Below are 19,115 nucleotides of genomic sequence, written 5' to 3'. Positions count from 1 at the left end.
AGGTGGTTCCCTAGGAACCAGTTGGGTAGAAATTAGGTTACTGACGCAACAACAAAACGAGGTATGACATGACAAGCAGTAAAGAAGATGCACGGAAAAGGCTGATGCAGATGTTCAGCGGGCAGGATGCCGCTACGGATGCTCCGGTTGGGACTGCGTTGCTTCCCGCCAGCAGTATGGCTGATGCACGGACGGGGCAATTAGGGGCATTGCGTGGTGACGTGAAAATCACTATCCAGACCCGTCAGGCACAAGTGCTGTTGACCGGGCGGGAACCGACGCCAGAGCGCCCCACCCGAGTAATGGGGTTGATGCAGTTCAGCAAATACCTTGGGCAGATTGCAGCGGCTGCAAAGGAAGATGACCCGTGGGCAGATTGGACGATGGTGCTGGTGGAGGAAAAGCTGGAAGCAGCACAAGCCTTCATAGAAAAGCAGCAAGCCAATGTCCAGCGGGCGTTGGGTTCCAACCCCTTGTTGGATATTCAAGTGGCTGAATCACTCGCCCCGATGCGTGTATCCATCGGTTTTTCCTCCAGCCATGCCTACTGGGTGGCGCGGGTGATCACTGAATACGACACGTTAGTGCGCATGGTGCTGACGGCGCGGCATACGTCACTGATCGACCAAGAAATGGCTAACCTATTACTGAATGATGCAGCAAAAGTAATCCGCAGGGTGTTTGAGTCAACAGCACGTTACCGCCAGACGTATGTAAGCCGTGCGGATGTGACGGCAGGGACGGAGCTGGCGCGAAAGGCAGCGGAAATGATGGGGCAAGTGCCGGACAACATACTGGACAAGTCCAAACGGGCGAAGTTTGCACCAGCACGGGTTGCCAGCGCACCAGATACTAAGATGCCAGATACCAAGGGGATTGGGGCAGTGGAAGAGGTGGCGGTGCTGGACGAGGAAACAGAGGGTGCAGTTTAGCAGGGTGTAGGCGGTTAGGGTGTAGTTTAGCTGCGCCTAAAGGGCCTTTAAGGGTAATGGGGAGGTTAGAACAAGGATGCACTCCCCTTACTATCAGAACGGGTTAGTGGAAACAGGGGAAGTTAGTGAAGGGAGGTTGTTATGGGTTTATACGGTTTGCCGTTTGACGGCATCAAGGGTATTCGGGCAGAAATTGGACGGCTGAAAGATCAGCAGGCACAGCTTGATATAGATGAGAGCTTGTTGAAGCAGGAGCTTTTCAGCGTATTGGGTTATGGGATGCCAATTGCATTGACCCGTTCAGGTAGCAAGGCGTTTGTCCCGTTGGTGTGGCGGGATATGACCCAAGGAAGAGACCGGCGGATAGATATTCCATTTGATGGCGAATTGGTACAGCGCGTACTAACTGAATTGCCGCCGGAGAAGCGCCTTGATGTGCTGAATATTGAGCTTAAGCGGGTGCATCTGAATTTTGCACTTGGCACGTTACGGTTCCAGTTGATGCGGCTGAAACGGCTGGAGGGTGAGTTCGATGCGTGGCGCAAGATAATGCGTGTGAAGCAGCAGTGATGGCGGATTTTTAAAACAAGACTGAGGGTTTAGATATGGGAAACCGATTTGAAGGGCGTGGCAACGTGGGCAGTGACCCTGTGTTGAAGTTCGTGGATATGGCAGGTGGTGAGAAACGTGCCGTTTGTGAACTGCGGGTGTACTTCGACCGGCAAGTGAAGGATGGCGACAAGTGGAAGGAGCAAGGCGGGTTCTGGCTGAACGTGAGCTACTGGGGCAAGCGCGGGGAACAGGCGGGCAAGGTGCTGGTGAAAGGTTGCCGTGTGTCAGTGGTTGGTATGCTGGTGCAGGAGTCGTGGGCGGACAAGGAAACCGGGGAGGAGAAAACCCGGCTGGTGCTGGATGCAGAGAGTGTGGACATCGACCCAGTGCGGGTAGAGTCCGTAAAGTTTGTTGATAAACGTGGAGAGTGATCATGGCAGGTGAATACAAATGGTTGGCGGTGTTGGCAGAGTTTGAGGAACGTGCTGGCAAGCTGTCCGAAGGTATTGGTGGTGCAGGTGACGGGCTTTGTGCTGCAAAGGCCATTGCCGTTGGTTTAGCAGTCAGTGATGTGGAAGCGGTGCTGGGCGTTATCCGCAGCATGTTGGCTAAGTATGAGGGCGTACATGGCAGTTGCGGCGAAGACAGCCAGCGGGGTTGTTGGGTGTGCCGCCCACTCACCGCATTCCAGACACCTGATGGTGAGGTCATCCAACTGGAAGAAGACGAGGCATGGGAGAAGGAGCAAAGGGGGGAAGGTGTGCGGATGGAGCTGGTTGAATTCCTGCAACCAATGGGTGCGCTAAAGGCAAAACCCAAGGACAGAAAGGGAACGGGTGGTAAGGATACGCCAGCCCATTTGAGCATTGTGGGGTCAGGCGATCCAGAGGAAGGGGAGTGATGGAAGACAAGCAGCAGGAAAATGGGCAGCCAGTGCCTTGGGGTATGTGGGAGAAGGGTTGTAGATGCTAATGGCAATCCTGTCGGGGGTATACAACGGTGACTTGGTGCTTCGGGCATTACCGAGGGAGGTATGGTGACACGTTTGGACAAGAAAGTGACTGTGACAGAAGTTGGGGATGCTGTGGTGGCTATCCCCCAGTATGGGCTGCTTTGCCCGCACTGTGGTGCGCAGATATTTACAGCGTATGCCAACAGGTCGGAAGCAGAGGGGTTTGGCGCACAAGGTGGGGCGTGGGAATGGGTCTCTGATGGGGACACCATTCCGGGGTTGTGGGGACAACTGTCAGATGGGCAGAAACACCCAGACGGGTTCCACTATGGGGTTTTGACGGGGGAGTGCATCGCCTGTGACCAGAACTACTACATTGTCACGGCAAGTTTCATGGACGTGGCAATGGATGTTGCTGGGGACTACCTGTATGGGCGCAAGGGCACGCCAGTGGAGCGGAATTTCCTGTGTTCTTTGGAAGGGGAAAACCCGTGGCTGCTCCAGTTGTTCGGGACACCCGTTGGGTGGATGTATGCACATCTGTTTGGCCCGTACCGTTTGGACAGCCCGGCAGGCATGGACGTGGCGCATGGGGTTTGTGCATGTGTGCCGGAGACAGAAGCTGGGGCTGCTGCGGAAGTTTGGGGCCATGCAAGGACGCTGCTGCTTGGGCATTGGGACAGCCTGCGTGCATTCCAAGTGGGGGAGGTCGCCCCATGCACCCAGTGCGCCAGACAGCAATGCCAGCCTGCCATCGGCGATACCCCGCCGTCCCCGGTCATATGCCCAACCTGCCATAGCCCCGTGGCGTTGGTGCGTGGCAGGGGTTGGGATGGATATTTTTCCCACTTTCCCGACTTAACAAAAATTGGGGTGGGTTGATGCCAACGATTGGGGGGCAGTGATGCTGTACGTATGTGGGAAGCCGAGCCAAGCGCGGGACATTGCCGGGTGCGGTTGTCATGGGTATTGATGCTGCTGTGCGCAGTATTGAGTTGGCAGTGGCAGGCAACCCCAACTGCACTACAGGGCTGTTTACCCTGAACAGGGTTGTGGGCATCCAGAAGGGGCCGTCAGGCGGGGAGGAAATCCTTGCCTTGCTGTACGCTGATGACCCGTGGTTTGGTTACTGGTACGGGCATATCCTCCGGCATCCCAAAAACCGGGAGGTGTTTGTGTCCTTGTTGGCGTGGTCAGTCCATCTGCCCAATGCGCCAACTGTGCCGCTGTTTTTCCGGCGTTTCCACTTTTGGGTCACTAAGCGTGGGGTGATACGCCCGTGCGCTATCCAGAACAGGGATGATGCTTACCAAGAGGATTCCTCACTGGGAGGGGCTGCTGCTAACCTTGCCAAGATAATCGGTTGTTTCAGCCTTGAAAAGCGTCGGGGAAATGAGGACAGCCCCTATGCCAATGATCCGTTGGAGCCAAGGGTGCTTGATGCTTACCGTGGGTGGTGGGTTCCGGGGTTAGATGCGCCTATTTTCCCGATGCCCACACCTTTAACTGTTGTAAAAAATTCAGGTGGGAGGGGCAAGTATTTTGGTGAACCAGATATGTATTGAACCTGCGATGAGGCGCGTTGAATCTGCATTGGCGGGTAACCCCAACTGCACTACAGGGCTGTTCACCACGAACAGGGTTGTTGGTATCCAGAAAGGGCCGTCAGGTGGGGAGGAAATCCTTGCCTTGCTGTACGCTGATGACCCGTGGTTTGGTTACTGGTACGGGCACATCCTCAGACATCCCAAAAACCGGGAGGTGTTTGTGTCCTTGTTGGCGTGGTCAGTCCATCTGCCCAATGCGCCAACGGTACCGCTGTTCTTCCGGCGGTTCCATTATTGGGTCATTGAGCGTGGGGCGCATCATCTGTGTACCGTCCAAGACCACAATGATGCTTATCAGGAGAGCTTTTCATTGGGAGGGGCTGCGGCCAACCTTGCCAAGATAATCGGTTGTTTCAGTCTTGAAAAGCGTAGTGGGGATGAATACGGCCCGTATGCCGATGACCCGGTGGAGTTTGCTTACCCTTGGCGGTTGGGGCTAAGGGCGGAGGAACACCCTTTCCCAATATCCTCCCCTTTAACTGTTGTAAAAAATTCGGGGTGATCCATGACACATCGCCAGCCTTGGATACAAGTTCCCCTTCCGAAACCGGGAACGGGTTATCGGCTGCGCTTACCGGATCACCAGTGTTGGAAAAATATTTTATGATTTTGCTGGCCTTGCCCGATCTGTCCCATAAGGTGGAAATGTCGCCGGATGGTTTCAATAACATTAACATTCAAGTGGGGGCAGTGATGCTGTACGTATGTGGGAAGCCGAGCCAAGCGCGGGACATTGTGAAGATACCAAAGGAGGGAAATGAAAGTGGGGATGCAAAGTACGTATGAGTATGGGGTGAGGCTGGATGACGGGGCGCGGGCGGCGGTCTGGGATCAGGTCATCATGGCGCGGCGGTTGTATAACGAACTGATTGCAGTGATGCGCGGGATATACGACGGGATGCAGGCGTTCACCTTGGAATGCGCTGGGCAGGAAGCGGCAGGGCTGATGGCGCGGATACAGACACTGAACGATGCATTCGTGGCAGCGAGGGCGGACAACGACGAGCCGCGCATGAAGGCAGTGGCACAGGAGCGGCGGGAATGCTGGCAGGCACTGTCGCCATTGTTGAAGGCGGCACGGGCAAAGCATAAGGACGAAATCCGGGAACGGTTCTTGTCGCGGATCGGGAACAGTTCGCGGACAGACACATACCCCATCCGTTGCCGCTATGCTGATGAAGGGCTGGGGTTCGGTACTGCGACCGCTGTGCTGGATCGGGCGCTCAAAGCGTGGAATGCCAGCATGGCGAAGGGCAAGCCGCCGATGTTCGCCAGTGCGGCAGAAAAACGGCAGGATACGTTGGTGCTGCAATTCACCAAGGCGGGGGGTATTCCGGCGGCGGCAATCATGGCGGGGCAGTCGAAGGAGCTTTCCATTGATGCCAAACCGGGGAAGCGGCGCTATGGGGTATTCGCGTTCCGGTTGGGCGCGGCTAAGGCAAAAACCTACGCGACAGGGGAGATACAGTTCCACCGCGCATTGCCGGAAGGTGCGGGCATTCCCGGTGCGCGGCTGGTCTGCGAGAAAGTGGCGGACCGGGAGGAATACCGGCTGCAATTGGTGGTCAGCGACCCAGCAGGGCCGATTGTGCATGACAGGCGGAAGCCATTGCTGGCAGTGCATTTCGGTTGGGCAGCAGTGGATGGCGGCAGGCATGTTGCCACAGTAAATGACACCCAAGACCCCAGTACCGCACAGGCGGTGTTATTGCCCGGTGATATTGAGGATGACTTGGATAGGGCAGCGGCGATCCAGTCGGCGCGGGATGTTGCCCGTGACGAATTGAAGGGGATGCTGGGCCAGTGGCCTATGACGGGTGATGAAGCGCTGGACACAGAGATTAGCGCCATCCAGAAACTGCCAGCACAGCACATCAGCCAAGCGCGGTTGCATGGGCTGATTGAACGTTGCTGGCGGGAAGGGCATGAAAACCAACCCGGTTGGTTGAGGGAGTGGAAGGCGCTGGATAAACGGCGCTGGCAGGCAACCGTGGGGTTGGCACGCCGCGCACGTAACCGGCGGGATAATTTCTATACGGAGCTTGCCATTGGCTGGTGCTGCCAGTACCAAGCAATTGTCATCGAACCAGTCAGCCTGAAAGCGGCTGCGGTGGTCGTGGATGAAGCTACCGGGGAGCGCAGCGGGTTCGCCAAGAAAGCACGGGCGGGGCGGGTGGTTGCTGCCATATCCGAGCTGGTGGCTGCGATCCGGTGGCAGGCCATCAAACACGGGGCGGCGCTGTTCGAGGAGCACCCGCCAACCGTATCAACGTGCAGCCATTGCGGTGCAGCTAATGTCATGCCGTCCACCACTGATGCGCTGTTGCTCTGCTGCCCGGACTGTGGGGCAGAAACCGGGCGCAAAGCCAATGCTGCTGCGGTGCTGTTCCAGTCGCGTTGTGCGGACATCACTGAACGGACAGCGGAACACCATGCGGCGGCAGTAGAGTCCGAAAATGCCCGACTGCTGAAAAAGGCGGACATGCAGATGCGGAAGCAGGAAGGGCGGCGCAAGGCGCGGATGGCAAGCGATGGTGAGAAACAGGTAGGTTTGGCGGGGGGCTAACGGCCTGATGGTGCTGGACATGCGCCAACATATCCCGCACTGGGCGGATATGTTGGCGCGGGTTCGCGGAACCCGCACATTTTCTCACGGCAGGCCAATGGGTTTGCCGCGTTATGTTCCAACAGCCATTGCAACGGCTTGGTAGTTGTAACTTAGGGAAGGCAAAACAGGGGGCAGGCCATGGGGTTCCAACAGCCATTGCAGCGGCTTGGTAGTTGTAACGTTGTAAATGGTCAGGCTGTGCGAAATTTCAAAAAGTTCCAACAGCCATTGCAGCGGCTTGGTAGTTGTAACAAGGTGAACAAGCAACACACTTTTTGCAAAAGGTTCCAACAACCATTACAGCGGCTTGGTGGCTGTGATCCTGATTGCAAAAATGCAAAATTATATGCAAGCGGGTTTGAACAGCCATTACAGCGGCTTGGTAGTTGTGACCATTTCGTGTGCGCTCAGCACATCCGTTCAGGCAGTTCAAGTAGCCATTGCAGCGGCTTGGTAGTTGTAACATATTACTGGCTGGCAGCGCCGCCACCTAAAAGCAGGTTGAATAGCCATTACAGCGGCTTGGTAGCTGTGACGGACAGGTTGCCGTTGCATTCGACGAAAAAGGCGGGGTTCCAACAGCCATTGCAGCGGCTTGGTAGTTGTAACGTATGGAGACTTCTAATATCCGTGCAACTTCTGCCGCGTTTGAACAGCCATTACAGCGGCTTGGTAGTTGTGACTCGACATGCACTATCCGCTGATGCTGTTCAGTGCGTTCCAACAGCCATTGCAGCGGCTTGGTTGCTGTGACCCTGATTGCAAAAATGCAAAATTATATGCAAGCGGGTTTGAACAGCCATTACAGCGGCTTGGTAGTTGTAACCATTCAGGTCGGTCAGTAAACAGCCGTGACCTCTGAGGCAGTAGGTGTGTACCACCCGGTAATCCGGCATGTGGGGGATATGGTATAGCCATTGCAGCGGCTTGGTAGCTGTAATGCCCCAAGCTAGTGGTAAGTTTGCGAATGGTATTTTATAGCTATTACAGCGGCTTGGTGGCTGTGACCTTGCTACTCCCAGCATTGGTATCGGTTTTTTTGCAAAATAGCCATTACAGCGGCTTGGTAGTTGTGACGCGCCCCGCACAGCCTCGTTGACCCGCAAGCCCAGTTCAAACGGCCATTGCAGCGGCTTGGTAGTTGTGACTCCATGCGGCAACAATCCATTTTTTCGCGTTCTTATTTCATTGTTCCAGCAGCCATTACATAGGGGGTTGTTACCATGACCATTATTGCGAGGTTGGCAGATTGTCTCACGCCACCAATACTTGTTGGTGGGTATGGGTGCAAGATGACTCATGTCCAATATGATGTATCTATCTGTAGCACCGTTGATGGTGCTGCCCTTGATGATTTTTTAAGGAGTTGGCTCGAATCAGGTGATGAATACGACCACGTAATTAAGGGTCAATTCTTGTTAACTGAGCTTGTTGCACTTGATAATTACAGTATTACATCTATTGGTGGAGAAATTCAGGAGGGATACAAGATAGAGGAAAAACACAAACCCCTTTTTGACAAGATGAAGGAAGATTTTCGCAACATGCTGAAAAAGCTGGAAAGAATTGAATACATAGAATAAACAATTGGGATGGGCAGATTTATGAGTGAGCAATTTGAAGGGTTGGTGATTAGTGCCAAGGATGTGATCCTGCGCCACATGGTGGATGCCCAATATGACATGGCGGGTTGGGTGGATGGCAGTGCAAGTTGGGAGACGGCAATGCGGACAATCACCAATGCCACATACCCGGCGCTGAATGGGCTGAACCTGTCCCATGCACAGTTTGGCGGGGCGTTGGCCTTGGCAGTGAAGGACTACAGGAAGGGCAACAATAATGCTGTACGTGTGTGAGAAGCCGAGCCAAGCGCGGGACATTGCGAAAGTGCTGGGCGCAGGTGGGCGTGGGGATGGCTACCTGCAAGGGCAAGGCATTACGGTGACGTGGTGCTTTGGGCATTTGCTGGAGCAGGCCGAGCCGGAGGCGTATGGGGTGCAGTACAAGCGCTGGAGCTTGGAGTCGTTGCCGATCTTGCCTGCCGAGTGGAAGCTGGACGTGAAGAAATCCGGGGCGAAACAGTTCCGGGTGATCGGGCGCCTGTTGAAGCAGGCACGGCATGTGGTGATCGCCACGGATGCTGACCGCGAAGGGGAAATGATTGCCCGCGAGGTGATGGAACTGTGCAACTACCGTGGGCAGGTGTCGCGCTTGTGGTTGTCAGCGCTGGATGATGCCAGCATCCGCAAGGCGCTGGGGCAGTTGAAACCGGGTGCTGAAACCGAAAAGCTGTACCACGCGGGGTTGGCACGCAGCCGTGCCGACTGGTTGGTGGGGATGAACTTGAGCCGCGCCTATACCTTGGCAGCGCAGTACAGCGGGCAACTGGGGGATAAGGGCGGGGCATTGAGTGTCGGGCGGGTGCAGACCCCTACCCTGCGGCTGGTGGCAGACCGGGATGAACAGATCAGGCATTTTGTGCCAGTGGATTACTGGGATGTGGTGGCGAGCTGTTTGCCTGCTGGTGCAGCCAATGTGTTCAAGGCCAACTGGGTTGCACCCAAGGGCAAGGATGGCATTGACGACGAAGGCCGCTGTACCAATATGGCACTTGCCCAAGAAGTGGTGGACACCTGCAAGGGGCAAGCTGCCACGGTGTTGCGCTGTGACACCGAACGCAAGCGCCAAGCCGCACCCTTGCCGTATGAACTGTCCGGCTTGCAGGTGGAAGCCTCCCGGCGCTGGGGCTTGGGTGCACAGCAGGTGCTGGACATTGCCCAAGCCCTGTATGAAAAGCACAAGCTCACCACCTACCCGCGCACGGACTGCGGTTTCCTGCCGGTATCGCAACATGCGGATGCTGGAGCCGTGTTCAAGGCATTGGTGGCGACTGACCGTAACCTGTCCGGGTTGGCGTCGCAAGCGGACACCAGCATCAAGGGCAAGGTGTGGGATGACAGCAAAATCACCGCCCACCACGGCATCATCCCCACCGCCTCCCACGGCACTATCGAACACCTGTCGGAACAAGAATTTTTCCTGTATGACCTGATCCGCAAGCGCTATCTGGCGCAGTTTTTCCCCCACTACGAATACGACCAGACCGTTATCGAGCTGGATTGCCATCACTACAAATTCCGGGCATCCGGGCGGGTTGAGCGGGTGGCAGGCTGGAAAGTGGCCTACCAAGAGCCAGAAGCCGAAGCGGGTGCAGAAGATGCAGAAAGCGGGAAGGCTGGTGCAGCCAGTGGGGAGGCGCAGGCATTGCCGAAGCTGGCAGCAGGCGACAGCGTGCTGGTGCAGGACTTGGCAAGCATCAAGCGCCAGACCAAGCCACCGCTCCCCTACACTGAAGGCACACTGATCCAAGCCATGAAAGGCATTGCCAAGTGGGTGGAAAACCCCAAACTCAAGGCAATCTTGAAGGAAAATGCAGGGATCGGCACGGAAGCCACCCGCGCCAACATTATTGAAACGCTGTTAAGCCGCAAATTGTTGGAGCGCATCGGCAAGAAAAAACAGCTACGTGCCACCCCCAAAGGCGTTGCCCTGATTGGGATGCTGCCGGATGCGGTCAAAGACCCAGCGCTTACTGCCGTCTGGGAACAGGCGCTGGAGTCCATTGCCAGTGGCGGCATGACACTGGTGCAGTTCATGGACAAACAGCAGAACTGGCTGCTGAAAGTGCTGGAGCGTGCCAAGGCAGGGGTCACGATACCCGTGCAGCCGGAATCTGTAGCAGCAAATAGGAATGCTGGTGCAGCGGTTAGTCCGGCGGGCAGCAACCGTCAGGATGCTGGTGCAGTGGCTATGGATGCTGGCGGCAAGCCCTGCCCTGCCTGCGGTAAGCCCATGCTCAAACGTAAGGGCAAGTTCGGAGATTTCTGGGGATGCAGTGGGTTTCCGGGGTGTAAGACGATTGTGAATATTGGAGGGAATGGAAAATGAAGCGTTTGCCGTTTGTGTTGTGGATGATTGGGTTTCCGCTGGTTGCCAGTGTTTGGGAGTATGTTGATGTCCGGCTTGGTTCGGTTGAAAAATCAGCAAATGGGATGGATATGCTGTTAATATGGGGCATCTGGATCAGTGTTGGCATTCTGTTGTGGAAGGATGCGGGAAAAAATGGCAATAAAACAGAGGAAAACTAACTATCATGTTTAAGGTTTCGCATGATTTGCTTGAATTTCTGAAAGGTATTCCTGATGTCTTGCGTGGTCTGCTTGGATTGCTGAATGAAGCTCCAGAACCTTACCGTGAATGGTTGGTTGCTGCTTTCTGGATATTGCCAATGGTTTGGTTGGTACTTAAAATTTTATTCAGCCAGCCGTACATGAATGCCTATCAGCTTATCGGTAAGGTTGGGATGGCATTGTTTAAGGGCATGAAATCTGATTTGGCGTTGCCGCCGCCAACCCCTTGGGTTTGCCGAATTTTCCAAGTGGTGGCCATGTTGGTGGGCTATTTGGGTTCAATCTTTTGCCTACTTTTCTTGGTCGCCATTTTCATCTTGATCGTGCTGTCGAAGCAGCCCGGCACGGCTGCACTGTTGGGCGGGGTTGGGATGCTTGCCGTATCTGGTTATTTTGCATGGTTCTGCTTTGCCGTTGGCGAGCAGGCACGTCTCAACTTTTTCAAGGCACAATCGTGTGGCTGAATACCTGATTGAATATTCTGGGATGTGCTGGATTGAGGAAAACACCACGTACACGGGCGATATTCCGGGGTTATTGCGTGAAGTTGACTGGATTGAAGGGCGCGGAGGGCGTAGCGTGACCGTCACGGATCAGGAAACGGGTGAAACCGTTTATGAGGATGGTGGTTTGACCCCTTATCTTGCCCATGCTGATGAAGTGGCATCCCTATCCATTGCAGAATGGGGTGGGCTTGTTGGCCTGCCAAAACCTTGACAGGTTGGGTGGGGTAGCCTTACGATACGCCCCATACCGCAAAAGTTTCTACATGTGTTGTTGCATTCTCAACAAGCCCTAGTTGCCAAACCTTACGGTTTTGCAGCAAACCCTTTAAAGCCCTGACGTGCCACTAGCACAGGGCGGTATCCTTCCGGGATATTGGTGGTGTACTTTTACCACACTTCGCCCACACGGGCTTTCACTGCTTATTTTTACTTACCCTGCTGGGAGAAAACTCCCTATGGGTGTGTTCTCTTGGCGTAATACTTTACGTCCACTATTGGAGATACACTCATGTCCGCATCTTTAAACAAAGTCACTATCATCGGCACATTAGGCCGCGATCCTGAAGTCAAGTACATGTCCAGCGGTGATGCGGTTGCTAACCTTAGCATCGCCACTAACGAATCATGGAAAGACAAAACCACTGGTGAGAAGAAAGAACTCACCGAATGGCACCGCGTTACGCTGTTCCGTAAGTTGGCTGAAATTGCTGGCGAATACCTGCGTAAAGGCCAACAGGTCTACATCGAAGGTAGCCTCAAAACCCGTTCTTATGATGATAAAGACGGTCAGAAACGTTACGTCACTGAAATCGTCGCCGCCGAGTTGAAAATCCTGGGTGGGCGTCCGGCTTCTGCTGATGGTGGTTTCGCCTCCCAAGAACAGGATGGTGCTGATTTTGAATATTCTGGTATCCCGTTCTGATCCCATCCCATAACTGTCTAACCCTGCCGGGGAGCATTTCCCCATCAGGGTCATGTTCTCCGACGTAATTGAATCCCATTTTTTTACGTTTACATTTTCTGGAGAACTGTCATGACTACCGCTAATACTTCCCCTAAATATTTCGACCTCCACACTGCTGGTGTTGGCTATGTTTCACGTATCCGTGAAGTGAAGCCTAAGAAAGGTGCTGCATTCCTAGCCTGCAAAGTTTCTGCTTTGTGTGGTGCTGCGGATGCGGTTGAATACCGTTACTTTGATTGCCGTGTTTCCGGCGCTGAGGCTGAAAAGCTGGTGCGCCGTTGCATGGATGCGGTTGAAGCTGATAAGAAAGTCCTTATCGGTTTTAACATTGGTGACATCTACCCTGACCTTTACGAGTTCAACGGTGAAACCAAGGTAATGCTGAAAGGTCGCCTGCTGCGCATCGACTGGATAAAAGTTGATGGCCAAAACGTCTACACTGCACCCAAGCAGGATGCGGAAGACGTTGCAGACGCCGCTTAATTTTTATATTCACATTGCCAATCGGGGAAGCATTTGCTTCCCCCGTGCGGTTTCCCTTTGCTGTGGTTCAGTGTTGTGCCTGTAGCGGCCTCCCCAAGCTGTTACAGGCACAACACTGCCGGTTGCACGTTGCCGGTTATACAAGCGCTTGCCCCTTTGTGCGGAATTGTCTGCGCGTTGGTTGTGGTTCGCCGCAGCAGTGGCCTTCCCCCCATTTTGGAAGGCAGACAGAGAAGAGATGGCGGTTGTTACGGCACGACTGGGCTTGTCTGTTCGGGGATTTTTTCATGTTAGGCTTCATGATCCTGCACCGTTGCGGGTGATCGGGGCCTAAGTACCATCCGTTTTTTACGTTGGGCATTACCACCCCTTTTTGGGTGTGGTGGCCTTGCCAGCCGGTGACTCGTGCGCAATGGGCGTGCCAGTGCCGGGCGGCAAGGTTTCCTATGTGTAGTGTTCCACCCTGAACACGCCCTAGCTGCCAAACCTTACGGTTTTGCAGCAAACCCTATAAAGCCCTGACGTGCCACCAGCACAGGGCGGCATACCTTCGGGTATGTTGGTGGTGTACTTTTACTTCACTTCGCCCTCACGGGCTTTTACTGCTTCATTTTACTTACCCTGCCGGGAACATAGCTTTCCCGTGGGGGAGGTGTGTCTCCCGGCGTAATACCTTTACGTTTAATTTTTAGGAGACTTACCATGAAACCATCCATCAATGCTGCCAACGTTGCCACTTCCACCGTTATCGTGTCCGGGACTTTGATGATCCGCGACATCCCTAAACGGGCAGGTGGTTCATTCAAAGTCGGCAAGTTGTCCACGCATATCGGTCAGTTTGAGGTTAAAGACCCTGAGCTTGACCAATATGATGCTGGCACTTACTCCGGCAATTTCTGTATCGACAAGATTTACCCCGCGCATTACATCGCGGGTGGGAAGATCGTCATTGAAATGCGGGCTGTCCTGTCGTGCTTTGTCCTTGCTGGTTTCGATACTGAAACAGGTGAGGTGGAGACGCTGGATGTTGACCCGGCTGAGACTGATGTGGATGAAGGGAAAGCTGCCACAGCCGATCCCGCACCTGCGGATGAAGCACCTGCCACAGACAACATGCAAGTGATGTCCGTGGAAGAGGAGCAGGCGTTCCGCTTGGAGCAAATGGACAAGGATACGTTTGGTGATCTGTACCCCTTGGGTGTGGAAGTCAAACTTGACCCGACCGTAGGCCGTACCAAGTTGCGTGCGCAATGCGACCGCCTGAAACTGATGGGCTACAAGTTCCAAGCTGCACGCCAGACTTGGGTACACGCTGCCTGATTTTACCTTGACCAACCCTGCCGGGGAGCATCACTCCCTGCGGGGTGGTGTTTCTCCGGCATAAGCTATTTATGTTGATTTTTGGAGGACACTATGGACAAAAAATTTACTGCCACCATCACCTATACAGTGGTGCATCTCGTGGAGATTGAAGCACCTTCATTGGAAGCTGCTGACGAACAGGCCCGCAAGATGGCTGAATACGGGAAACTGCCCGACACCTACGGCGATTGGGATTACGACGTGAAGGAGTCCGTGTAATGGCTTCCATCATTAAAGACCCCGATTCCAACTGTGCTGATGACCACATCCTTGTAATTGAAGACCCTGACAGTTTCGACAATTTGGCATGGGTCAAAGTCGGCGCTGATGTTGTTTACATCCGCAAGGATGCTGACGGCACATTGGTTGTACGTGCCATGCGGGACGATGACAGTGATACCCTGCACGGGGAAATTATTGTCCCCCATCATGGGGAAACACTATGACTGCACCTGAAACCACACCCGAAGCACGGCAAGCGATTGCCACCGCATTGGCGGTATTGGTCAAGCACAAGATCAGCGCCTTCCGAACGACGCAAGAAGGCTGGCCAGAAGCCCATCAGGGTATCTGGGTATTGCCCATTGGTAGTGCACATGAAAACACCCAAGCTTTCCGTCCGTTCTGGATGAATAAAGGCGAGGTGTTGTGCTACCAAGCACCTGCTGTGGCTGCATAAGCCTTTTTTTTATTTTTTAACCCTCTGGGAGACAACTCCCAAGGGTGGGTGTTTCTCCCCAAATATCCATAAGGAGAAACCCCATGACTGCCATTGCAAACACAACCATTACCGATACCCAACACCTTTCATTTTCTGTCGCCAACATCGAGGCGGGGCCGGGCAGTGATGCCTACTTCCCCAGCAACATCTTTTGTACTGGGACGCTAACCAGCCCTGATGGGCAGTTCCTCTACTTGTCCCTAATAGGCCGCGACACCGCCTTGCAGGAACTGAGGGGCAGGATGTCAGCCGGTAAGCTCAGCTCTTTCCTGATCCGCCAAGATGGCAAGCAGGTTGGAAGCGGCTGGTTCAGCCGTGAGTGGCTTGGGCAAATGCAGTACCACGGTTCAAAAATCCCAACAGACCTGTTTGGGGAATTATCCCTGATGGTGCTGTACCACCCGCTCATGACCACGCCAGACAAAACCAACCAAACAGCAGCCCTGCCCTATCAGGGGCTGTTGACTGCCGACATCCATCAGAATGCTTGGCAACTGGTCAAGCACATCTGTGATGTCCCGTTGCTGGACGCTTGGCAAGAAGCCGTGATGGAACTGCTGGTGGCAACAGAACGGCGTAAATTGCTGGTAGGTTTTGGGTGTAATGCCTATTACATCCAACTTGACAGCGATATTGCTGGTCTGGTCAGCGCCAATATCCGTTCCGGCGCATTGTGTGCCGATGGCAACGCCCACATGGGCAAGCTCACGCTTGACCCTGAATACGGGCGCACACCACCTGAACCCGTGCCGTCAGAACCGCCGCAAGGTGGCGATGGGGGTGATGGTTTCTGGGACGGTGCAGAAGTCTTGGACGTTTGCTCACGCGCACAAGCGGTTGAGGATGGTGAGTTGGTCGATGTGTCGGACACCAGTGAAGCCCGTGAAGCAGGTTTCCGGGTGCCGGTTGCATTAACCCGTGCCGTTTGGAACCGTTTTGTCGAGTGGGATAATGACGAAGTTGCTGCCGTGCAACGCCGCCTTGGGCAAAGCACAGCCGGACGGTTGTGGGATGTCCTCTACATGGCGAGGTACGGGATCAGTATTGCACCCAAAAACCAAGGCGGTGCATTGCTTTATGAACTGTATGCCATCCCACGTGACGGACACAGTGTCAATGCACGCAAGATCAACCTCAAGCTGCATTCTGGCGCTGGTGATAATGGCGAACATGTCATCACCGTCATGCTGCCAAATGAAGACTGAGCCGACCATTTAATTGCCTAACTTAATTTTTCAACCCTGCCGGGAAATGCTCTCCCGTAGGGGACGTGTTTATCCGGCGTAATACTTTTACGTTAATTTTTCTGGAGGAACACGATGACGCCTACTGAACTGCTTAACCAGCAACTCGAAGCGATGATGGCTACTTTGGCTGAAATCCCCGAAACGGATATGCCGGGTAATGCCGCCCACTACCTCAACCGCCTCGTGCGTTTGGTCGCCAACAACGGGGTGGATGAACCGATGGTCACATCCTACTGGTACACCGAAGACTTTGATTCTGTTTTGGAGGATCGCGGGGAAGAATGCCCCATTGACCGTGGCTATGCCCGCAAACTGTTTGCCCTGATTGACCGTACCCATAATGCTGAGATCGGCATCAATTGGGATGTCCTCAAGTGCGCATTGGATGAGGGGGTGTCACCATGAAACTTAATGGCATCGACGTTAAATTGCCACGCAAGCCGAAAGGCCGCAAAGTGCGCCTGCCCATTACCCACGCTTACTCCCGCTGGGAATCTGCCACTGGAAATGGGGCAAATGCCACACTCCACCGTCAGCTAAGCCTTGCCATCGCCCGTGCAGTCCAACTGCATGGGCGGGTGCGGGTTGTCTCTTATTTGCCAGATGGCATTGTCCATCACGGCGAATGGAGGTCGGTATAATGGGTACGTACTATGGTTATCACAGCCGTCCCGCACTGGTTGCGGAACTGACAGGCCGTTGGCGCAGCGGGGAAAAGCACATGGAGACGGTTGCGCACACGTTACGCGGCAATGTCTTATGGGCTGTCCACCGTTGGGTAGATGATGATGACCGCGTGATTTCAACGTCAGACAATCTGGGCGGGCATTTCATTTATGCCTACCTATTGATGGTGCATGGTGGTGATTGGGGATACAAACCGTTGGAGGAATCCTGCGGCCCTTGTTACTACACCTGCCCGTTGAAGTACTTCGGCATGGCGGCTGGAACCAACCCCAGTTGGCGTGAAAAAGTGCGGGCTTATCACCGCGCTAAAACACGCAAACTGGAGGTTGGGCAGTGGTACGAATATGCCAGTGAAGGCATTGTCCGCATCAGCCGCATGAACCCGCTTTGTGGATGGGTTGACGGTACAGAGTACCGCCTGACCCACAAAGGGTGGATTGGCGAATGCCTGACAGCCTGACCTTTAACTTTGGGCATTACCACACCTTCGGGTGTGGTGGCCTTGCCAGCCGGTGACTCGTGCGCAATGGGCGTGCCAGTGCCGGGCGGCAAGGTTTCCTATGTGTAGTGTTCCACCCTGAACACGCCCTAGCTGCCAAGCCTTACGGTTTTGCAGCAAACCCTATAAAGCCCTGACGTGCCACCAGCACAGGGCGGCATCCTCCGGGATGTTGGTGGTGTACTTTTACTTCACTTCGCCCTCACGGGCTTTTACTGCTTTTTTATTTTTAACCCTCTGGGAGAACCACTCCCAACAGGGGATGTTTCTCCCCAACTATCAATTTAAGGAGAGGCAACCATGAAATCACGTCAGGACTATCACGGGCAGGGAATGACCGCCATATTTGAACAATACGGTGCATTCTTTGCATTCGGCAAAGACCAATATGACAACCATGCAAAGGTGGGGGTGGAATACATCCATCTTGGTTCTGGACTTCATGTCCCAAAAAACCATGCCAAAGCCGTTGGCGATGCATTGGCGGAAAATGCCAGAAAAGCTGTCCAACAGGACATTGATGAAAATGGCATAGATGCAATCATCAGGCATGAATTGGCTAACCACGAATATGGTTATACGTGGGACATTACAGACACCTTGTCTGCGCTTGAACCTTATGGTGTGACTGCCAAACAGGTAAAAGCTATCGCAGACGCGATGGACTGGAGCCATTACTAAACCGTTATTTTTGACCCTCTGGGGGAAGCACTCCCACGGGGATGTTTCTCCCCAAATATCCCACAGGAGCAACACGATGAAAGGAAAACGAAGCGGCAGAGGAAGCAACTTGGTTTCCGTGAACAGCAAGTACAGCATCCCTGATGCGATGAGGGAACCTGTTGGGTATAAAGCCTGTTGGATATGCCCAACACAAGAGGATTCAATTGTTTTCATCAGGAACATTAAGGCTGTGGCGACCCGGCTAGGCCGTATGACGGCGTGCTATCGCTATAAGGTTCCACGGCATAATGAGTCACATGAAAGCATGAGGATAACCTTGCAGCTTATTGCAAATGGGCAAATCCAGCCCGAAGACATATCATCTGATTGGATGGTTGTTATGGAAATTACCGCATAAATTTTTTTAACCCTCTGGGAGAAGCACTCCCAAGGGGATGTTTCTCCCCAAATATCCATAAAGGAGAAACACGATGAACGACAACGAATATGTCGAACAACAAGCAACCATCATTGGACAACGACTGGTGGGCGGCACAATCACGCAAGCGGTTGTTGCTGCTGACGGTGAGTTTGGTGATGCCAACTTTGGTTTTGAAGTACTCCTGCCATCTGGGGTGATAAGAACCGTTTGGGTCTTGTCTGACCCGGAAGGCAATAACGCAGGCTTCCTCGAAATCAAGGGGGGCTGAGTTATGGCAGGCTTCATTATCGAAACGCCTAACCAGTGCTGGCATGTTGCTGCCGCTGGTAAGACTTGTTTCCTAGCCGAGTACCCATCCCGTACCACAACACCGCCGCATGTATTCAGCACCCGTGCTGATGCACGAGGGGTGTTGGATAAGCTCAAGACTGACAACCGTGGCGAAAAGCTGCGTATTGTTGAAATCCCATAAACCTACCTTTCTTTTTAACCCTGCCGGGAGCAAACAGACTCCCAACAGGGGTGTGTTTCCCCGGCGTACCACTTTTTGCATCAAGGAGACACACCATGAAACTAACCATTTTTTCCCTGAATGGCGCACACCATGTTACCGGGATGCCCGCAATGGGGGCTATGTACTTGTCCATCGGCGATATTATTGCTGTCCAGTGGCAGGCTGGTGATGCTGCCAAGCATTACG

Annotated in this window: 28 protein-coding genes; all 28 read left to right on the top strand. The window is 53.9% G+C overall.

The window, feature by feature from the left end; translation table 11 throughout:
- Window positions 1–68: 68 nt before the first annotated feature.
- Window positions 69–932 carry a PFL_4669 family integrating conjugative element protein gene (locus PHE17_RS15040; RefSeq protein WP_301016716.1) on the top strand — a complete coding sequence of 288 codons (864 nt, stop codon included), beginning with the start codon at window positions 69–71 and terminating at the stop codon, window positions 930–932.
- 141 nt (window positions 933–1,073) lie between these two features.
- Window positions 1,074–1,502, top strand: a complete 429-nt coding sequence (locus PHE17_RS15035; RefSeq protein WP_301016715.1) for a hypothetical protein — start codon at window positions 1,074–1,076, stop codon at window positions 1,500–1,502.
- A 35-nt stretch (window positions 1,503–1,537) separates the two neighbouring features.
- Window positions 1,538–1,915: a single-stranded DNA-binding protein gene (locus PHE17_RS15030; RefSeq protein WP_301016714.1), complete on the top strand. Its 378-nt coding sequence runs from the start codon at window positions 1,538–1,540 to the stop codon at window positions 1,913–1,915.
- A gap of 2 nt (window positions 1,916–1,917) precedes the next feature.
- Window positions 1,918–2,385: a hypothetical protein gene (locus PHE17_RS15025; RefSeq protein ID WP_301016713.1), complete on the top strand. Its 468-nt coding sequence runs from the start codon at window positions 1,918–1,920 to the stop codon at window positions 2,383–2,385.
- Between the two features lie 132 nt (window positions 2,386–2,517).
- Window positions 2,518–3,318, top strand: a complete 801-nt coding sequence (locus PHE17_RS15020; protein ID WP_301016712.1) for a hypothetical protein — start codon at window positions 2,518–2,520, stop codon at window positions 3,316–3,318.
- A gap of 35 nt (window positions 3,319–3,353) precedes the next feature.
- Window positions 3,354–4,001, top strand: coding sequence for a hypothetical protein (locus tag PHE17_RS15015; protein WP_301016711.1), 648 nt, complete (start codon window positions 3,354–3,356; stop codon window positions 3,999–4,001).
- A gap of 7 nt (window positions 4,002–4,008) precedes the next feature.
- A complete protein-coding gene (locus PHE17_RS15010) occupies window positions 4,009–4,545 on the top strand; it encodes a hypothetical protein (protein WP_301016710.1) in 537 nt (178 codons plus the stop codon).
- Window positions 4,546–4,800: 255 nt separating this feature from the next.
- Window positions 4,801–6,609: a hypothetical protein gene (locus tag PHE17_RS15005; RefSeq protein ID WP_301016709.1), complete on the top strand. Its 1,809-nt coding sequence runs from the start codon at window positions 4,801–4,803 to the stop codon at window positions 6,607–6,609.
- Window positions 6,610–6,628: 19 nt separating this feature from the next.
- On the top strand, window positions 6,629–6,754 hold the full coding sequence (locus PHE17_RS15000; RefSeq protein ID WP_301016708.1) for a hypothetical protein: 126 nt from the start codon (window positions 6,629–6,631) through the stop codon (window positions 6,752–6,754).
- 1,120 nt (window positions 6,755–7,874) lie between these two features.
- Window positions 7,875–8,234, top strand: coding sequence for a hypothetical protein (locus PHE17_RS14995; protein ID WP_301016707.1), 360 nt, complete (start codon window positions 7,875–7,877; stop codon window positions 8,232–8,234).
- A gap of 21 nt (window positions 8,235–8,255) precedes the next feature.
- Complete coding sequence (locus PHE17_RS14990) at window positions 8,256–8,507, top strand: hypothetical protein (protein ID WP_301016706.1); 252 nt, start codon at window positions 8,256–8,258, stop codon at window positions 8,505–8,507.
- Window positions 8,491–10,599 (top strand): DNA topoisomerase III, encoded by a 2,109-nt coding sequence (locus tag PHE17_RS14985; RefSeq protein ID WP_301016705.1) that lies wholly within the window; start codon window positions 8,491–8,493, stop codon window positions 10,597–10,599. Before PHE17_RS14990 ends, PHE17_RS14985 begins: the two co-directional genes overlap by 17 nt.
- Entirely contained in the window at window positions 10,596–10,799 is a 204-nt protein-coding gene (locus tag PHE17_RS14980; RefSeq protein ID WP_301016704.1) for a hypothetical protein, read from the top strand. Before PHE17_RS14985 ends, PHE17_RS14980 begins: the two co-directional genes overlap by 4 nt.
- A gap of 5 nt (window positions 10,800–10,804) precedes the next feature.
- Window positions 10,805–11,305, top strand: a complete 501-nt coding sequence (locus tag PHE17_RS14975; RefSeq protein ID WP_301016703.1) for a hypothetical protein — start codon at window positions 10,805–10,807, stop codon at window positions 11,303–11,305.
- Window positions 11,298–11,558, top strand: a complete 261-nt coding sequence (locus PHE17_RS14970; RefSeq protein ID WP_301016702.1) for a hypothetical protein — start codon at window positions 11,298–11,300, stop codon at window positions 11,556–11,558. Before PHE17_RS14975 ends, PHE17_RS14970 begins: the two co-directional genes overlap by 8 nt.
- Window positions 11,559–11,855: 297 nt before the next feature.
- Window positions 11,856–12,269, top strand: coding sequence for a single-stranded DNA-binding protein (gene ssb, locus PHE17_RS14965; protein ID WP_301016701.1), 414 nt, complete (start codon window positions 11,856–11,858; stop codon window positions 12,267–12,269).
- A 111-nt stretch (window positions 12,270–12,380) separates the two neighbouring features.
- The gene (locus PHE17_RS14960) at window positions 12,381–12,794 is read left to right on the top strand and encodes an STY4534 family ICE replication protein (protein WP_301016700.1); all 414 of its coding nucleotides are present in this window, start codon (window positions 12,381–12,383) and stop codon (window positions 12,792–12,794) included.
- A 702-nt stretch (window positions 12,795–13,496) separates the two neighbouring features.
- Entirely contained in the window at window positions 13,497–14,114 is a 618-nt protein-coding gene (locus tag PHE17_RS14955; protein ID WP_301016699.1) for a DUF3275 family protein, read from the top strand.
- A 93-nt stretch (window positions 14,115–14,207) separates the two neighbouring features.
- Window positions 14,208–14,375: a hypothetical protein gene (locus tag PHE17_RS14950; RefSeq protein WP_301016698.1), complete on the top strand. Its 168-nt coding sequence runs from the start codon at window positions 14,208–14,210 to the stop codon at window positions 14,373–14,375.
- Entirely contained in the window at window positions 14,375–14,602 is a 228-nt protein-coding gene (locus PHE17_RS14945) for a hypothetical protein (RefSeq protein WP_301016697.1), read from the top strand. The genes PHE17_RS14950 and PHE17_RS14945 overlap by 1 nt, the downstream gene beginning before the upstream one ends.
- Window positions 14,599–14,835: a hypothetical protein gene (locus PHE17_RS14940; protein ID WP_301016696.1), complete on the top strand. Its 237-nt coding sequence runs from the start codon at window positions 14,599–14,601 to the stop codon at window positions 14,833–14,835. The genes PHE17_RS14945 and PHE17_RS14940 overlap by 4 nt, the downstream gene beginning before the upstream one ends.
- Window positions 14,836–14,918: 83 nt before the next feature.
- Window positions 14,919–16,082: a DUF6573 family protein gene (locus PHE17_RS14935; protein WP_301016695.1), complete on the top strand. Its 1,164-nt coding sequence runs from the start codon at window positions 14,919–14,921 to the stop codon at window positions 16,080–16,082.
- A gap of 114 nt (window positions 16,083–16,196) precedes the next feature.
- Window positions 16,197–16,529: a hypothetical protein gene (locus PHE17_RS14930; protein WP_301016694.1), complete on the top strand. Its 333-nt coding sequence runs from the start codon at window positions 16,197–16,199 to the stop codon at window positions 16,527–16,529.
- The gene (locus PHE17_RS14925) at window positions 16,526–16,765 is read left to right on the top strand and encodes a hypothetical protein (protein ID WP_301016693.1); all 240 of its coding nucleotides are present in this window, start codon (window positions 16,526–16,528) and stop codon (window positions 16,763–16,765) included. The genes PHE17_RS14930 and PHE17_RS14925 overlap by 4 nt, the downstream gene beginning before the upstream one ends.
- Window positions 16,765–17,271, top strand: a complete 507-nt coding sequence (locus tag PHE17_RS14920; RefSeq protein WP_301016692.1) for a hypothetical protein — start codon at window positions 16,765–16,767, stop codon at window positions 17,269–17,271. Before PHE17_RS14925 ends, PHE17_RS14920 begins: the two co-directional genes overlap by 1 nt.
- 339 nt (window positions 17,272–17,610) lie before the next feature.
- Window positions 17,611–17,991, top strand: coding sequence for a hypothetical protein (locus PHE17_RS14915; RefSeq protein ID WP_301016691.1), 381 nt, complete (start codon window positions 17,611–17,613; stop codon window positions 17,989–17,991).
- A 473-nt stretch (window positions 17,992–18,464) separates the two neighbouring features.
- On the top strand, window positions 18,465–18,683 hold the full coding sequence (locus PHE17_RS14910; protein ID WP_301016690.1) for a hypothetical protein: 219 nt from the start codon (window positions 18,465–18,467) through the stop codon (window positions 18,681–18,683).
- 3 nt (window positions 18,684–18,686) lie between these two features.
- Window positions 18,687–18,887 (top strand): hypothetical protein, encoded by a 201-nt coding sequence (locus PHE17_RS14905; RefSeq protein WP_301016689.1) that lies wholly within the window; start codon window positions 18,687–18,689, stop codon window positions 18,885–18,887.
- The last annotated feature ends 228 nt before the right edge of the window (window positions 18,888–19,115 follow it).

The sequence above is a fragment of the Thiothrix sp. genome (assembly GCF_028714775.1).
In the GTDB taxonomy this organism is placed as follows: domain Bacteria; phylum Pseudomonadota; class Gammaproteobacteria; order Thiotrichales; family Thiotrichaceae; genus Thiothrix.
The sequence above is the reverse complement of the archived record's forward strand: the minus strand, read 5'-3'. Positions and strand labels throughout refer to the sequence as shown.

What these genes read in the sequence shown, in the direction of transcription:
- PHE17_RS15040 (WP_301016716.1), top strand. Translation starts at nt 69, where the DNA reads ATGACAAGCAGTAAAGAAGATGCACGGAAAAGGCTGATGCAGATGTTC.
- PHE17_RS15035 (WP_301016715.1), top strand. Translation starts at nt 1,074, where the DNA reads ATGGGTTTATACGGTTTGCCGTTTGACGGCATCAAGGGTATTCGGGCA.
- PHE17_RS15030 (WP_301016714.1), top strand. Translation starts at nt 1,538, where the DNA reads ATGGGAAACCGATTTGAAGGGCGTGGCAACGTGGGCAGTGACCCTGTG.
- PHE17_RS15025 (WP_301016713.1), top strand. Translation starts at nt 1,918, where the DNA reads ATGGCAGGTGAATACAAATGGTTGGCGGTGTTGGCAGAGTTTGAGGAA.
- PHE17_RS15020 (WP_301016712.1), top strand. Translation starts at nt 2,518, where the DNA reads ATGGTGACACGTTTGGACAAGAAAGTGACTGTGACAGAAGTTGGGGAT.
- PHE17_RS15010 (WP_301016710.1), top strand. Translation starts at nt 4,009, where the DNA reads ATGAGGCGCGTTGAATCTGCATTGGCGGGTAACCCCAACTGCACTACA.
- PHE17_RS15005 (WP_301016709.1), top strand. Translation starts at nt 4,801, where the DNA reads ATGAAAGTGGGGATGCAAAGTACGTATGAGTATGGGGTGAGGCTGGAT.
- PHE17_RS15000 (WP_301016708.1), top strand. Translation starts at nt 6,629, where the DNA reads ATGCGCCAACATATCCCGCACTGGGCGGATATGTTGGCGCGGGTTCGC.
- PHE17_RS14995 (WP_301016707.1), top strand. Translation starts at nt 7,875, where the DNA reads ATGACCATTATTGCGAGGTTGGCAGATTGTCTCACGCCACCAATACTT.
- PHE17_RS14990 (WP_301016706.1), top strand. Translation starts at nt 8,256, where the DNA reads ATGAGTGAGCAATTTGAAGGGTTGGTGATTAGTGCCAAGGATGTGATC.
- PHE17_RS14985 (WP_301016705.1), top strand. Translation starts at nt 8,491, where the DNA reads ATGCTGTACGTGTGTGAGAAGCCGAGCCAAGCGCGGGACATTGCGAAA.
- PHE17_RS14980 (WP_301016704.1), top strand. Translation starts at nt 10,596, where the DNA reads ATGAAGCGTTTGCCGTTTGTGTTGTGGATGATTGGGTTTCCGCTGGTT.
- PHE17_RS14975 (WP_301016703.1), top strand. Translation starts at nt 10,805, where the DNA reads ATGTTTAAGGTTTCGCATGATTTGCTTGAATTTCTGAAAGGTATTCCT.
- ssb (WP_301016701.1), top strand. Translation starts at nt 11,856, where the DNA reads ATGTCCGCATCTTTAAACAAAGTCACTATCATCGGCACATTAGGCCGC.
- PHE17_RS14960 (WP_301016700.1), top strand. Translation starts at nt 12,381, where the DNA reads ATGACTACCGCTAATACTTCCCCTAAATATTTCGACCTCCACACTGCT.
- PHE17_RS14955 (WP_301016699.1), top strand. Translation starts at nt 13,497, where the DNA reads ATGAAACCATCCATCAATGCTGCCAACGTTGCCACTTCCACCGTTATC.
- PHE17_RS14950 (WP_301016698.1), top strand. Translation starts at nt 14,208, where the DNA reads ATGGACAAAAAATTTACTGCCACCATCACCTATACAGTGGTGCATCTC.
- PHE17_RS14945 (WP_301016697.1), top strand. Translation starts at nt 14,375, where the DNA reads ATGGCTTCCATCATTAAAGACCCCGATTCCAACTGTGCTGATGACCAC.
- PHE17_RS14940 (WP_301016696.1), top strand. Translation starts at nt 14,599, where the DNA reads ATGACTGCACCTGAAACCACACCCGAAGCACGGCAAGCGATTGCCACC.
- PHE17_RS14935 (WP_301016695.1), top strand. Translation starts at nt 14,919, where the DNA reads ATGACTGCCATTGCAAACACAACCATTACCGATACCCAACACCTTTCA.
- PHE17_RS14930 (WP_301016694.1), top strand. Translation starts at nt 16,197, where the DNA reads ATGACGCCTACTGAACTGCTTAACCAGCAACTCGAAGCGATGATGGCT.
- PHE17_RS14925 (WP_301016693.1), top strand. Translation starts at nt 16,526, where the DNA reads ATGAAACTTAATGGCATCGACGTTAAATTGCCACGCAAGCCGAAAGGC.
- PHE17_RS14920 (WP_301016692.1), top strand. Translation starts at nt 16,765, where the DNA reads ATGGGTACGTACTATGGTTATCACAGCCGTCCCGCACTGGTTGCGGAA.
- PHE17_RS14915 (WP_301016691.1), top strand. Translation starts at nt 17,611, where the DNA reads ATGAAATCACGTCAGGACTATCACGGGCAGGGAATGACCGCCATATTT.
- PHE17_RS14910 (WP_301016690.1), top strand. Translation starts at nt 18,465, where the DNA reads ATGAACGACAACGAATATGTCGAACAACAAGCAACCATCATTGGACAA.
- PHE17_RS14905 (WP_301016689.1), top strand. Translation starts at nt 18,687, where the DNA reads ATGGCAGGCTTCATTATCGAAACGCCTAACCAGTGCTGGCATGTTGCT.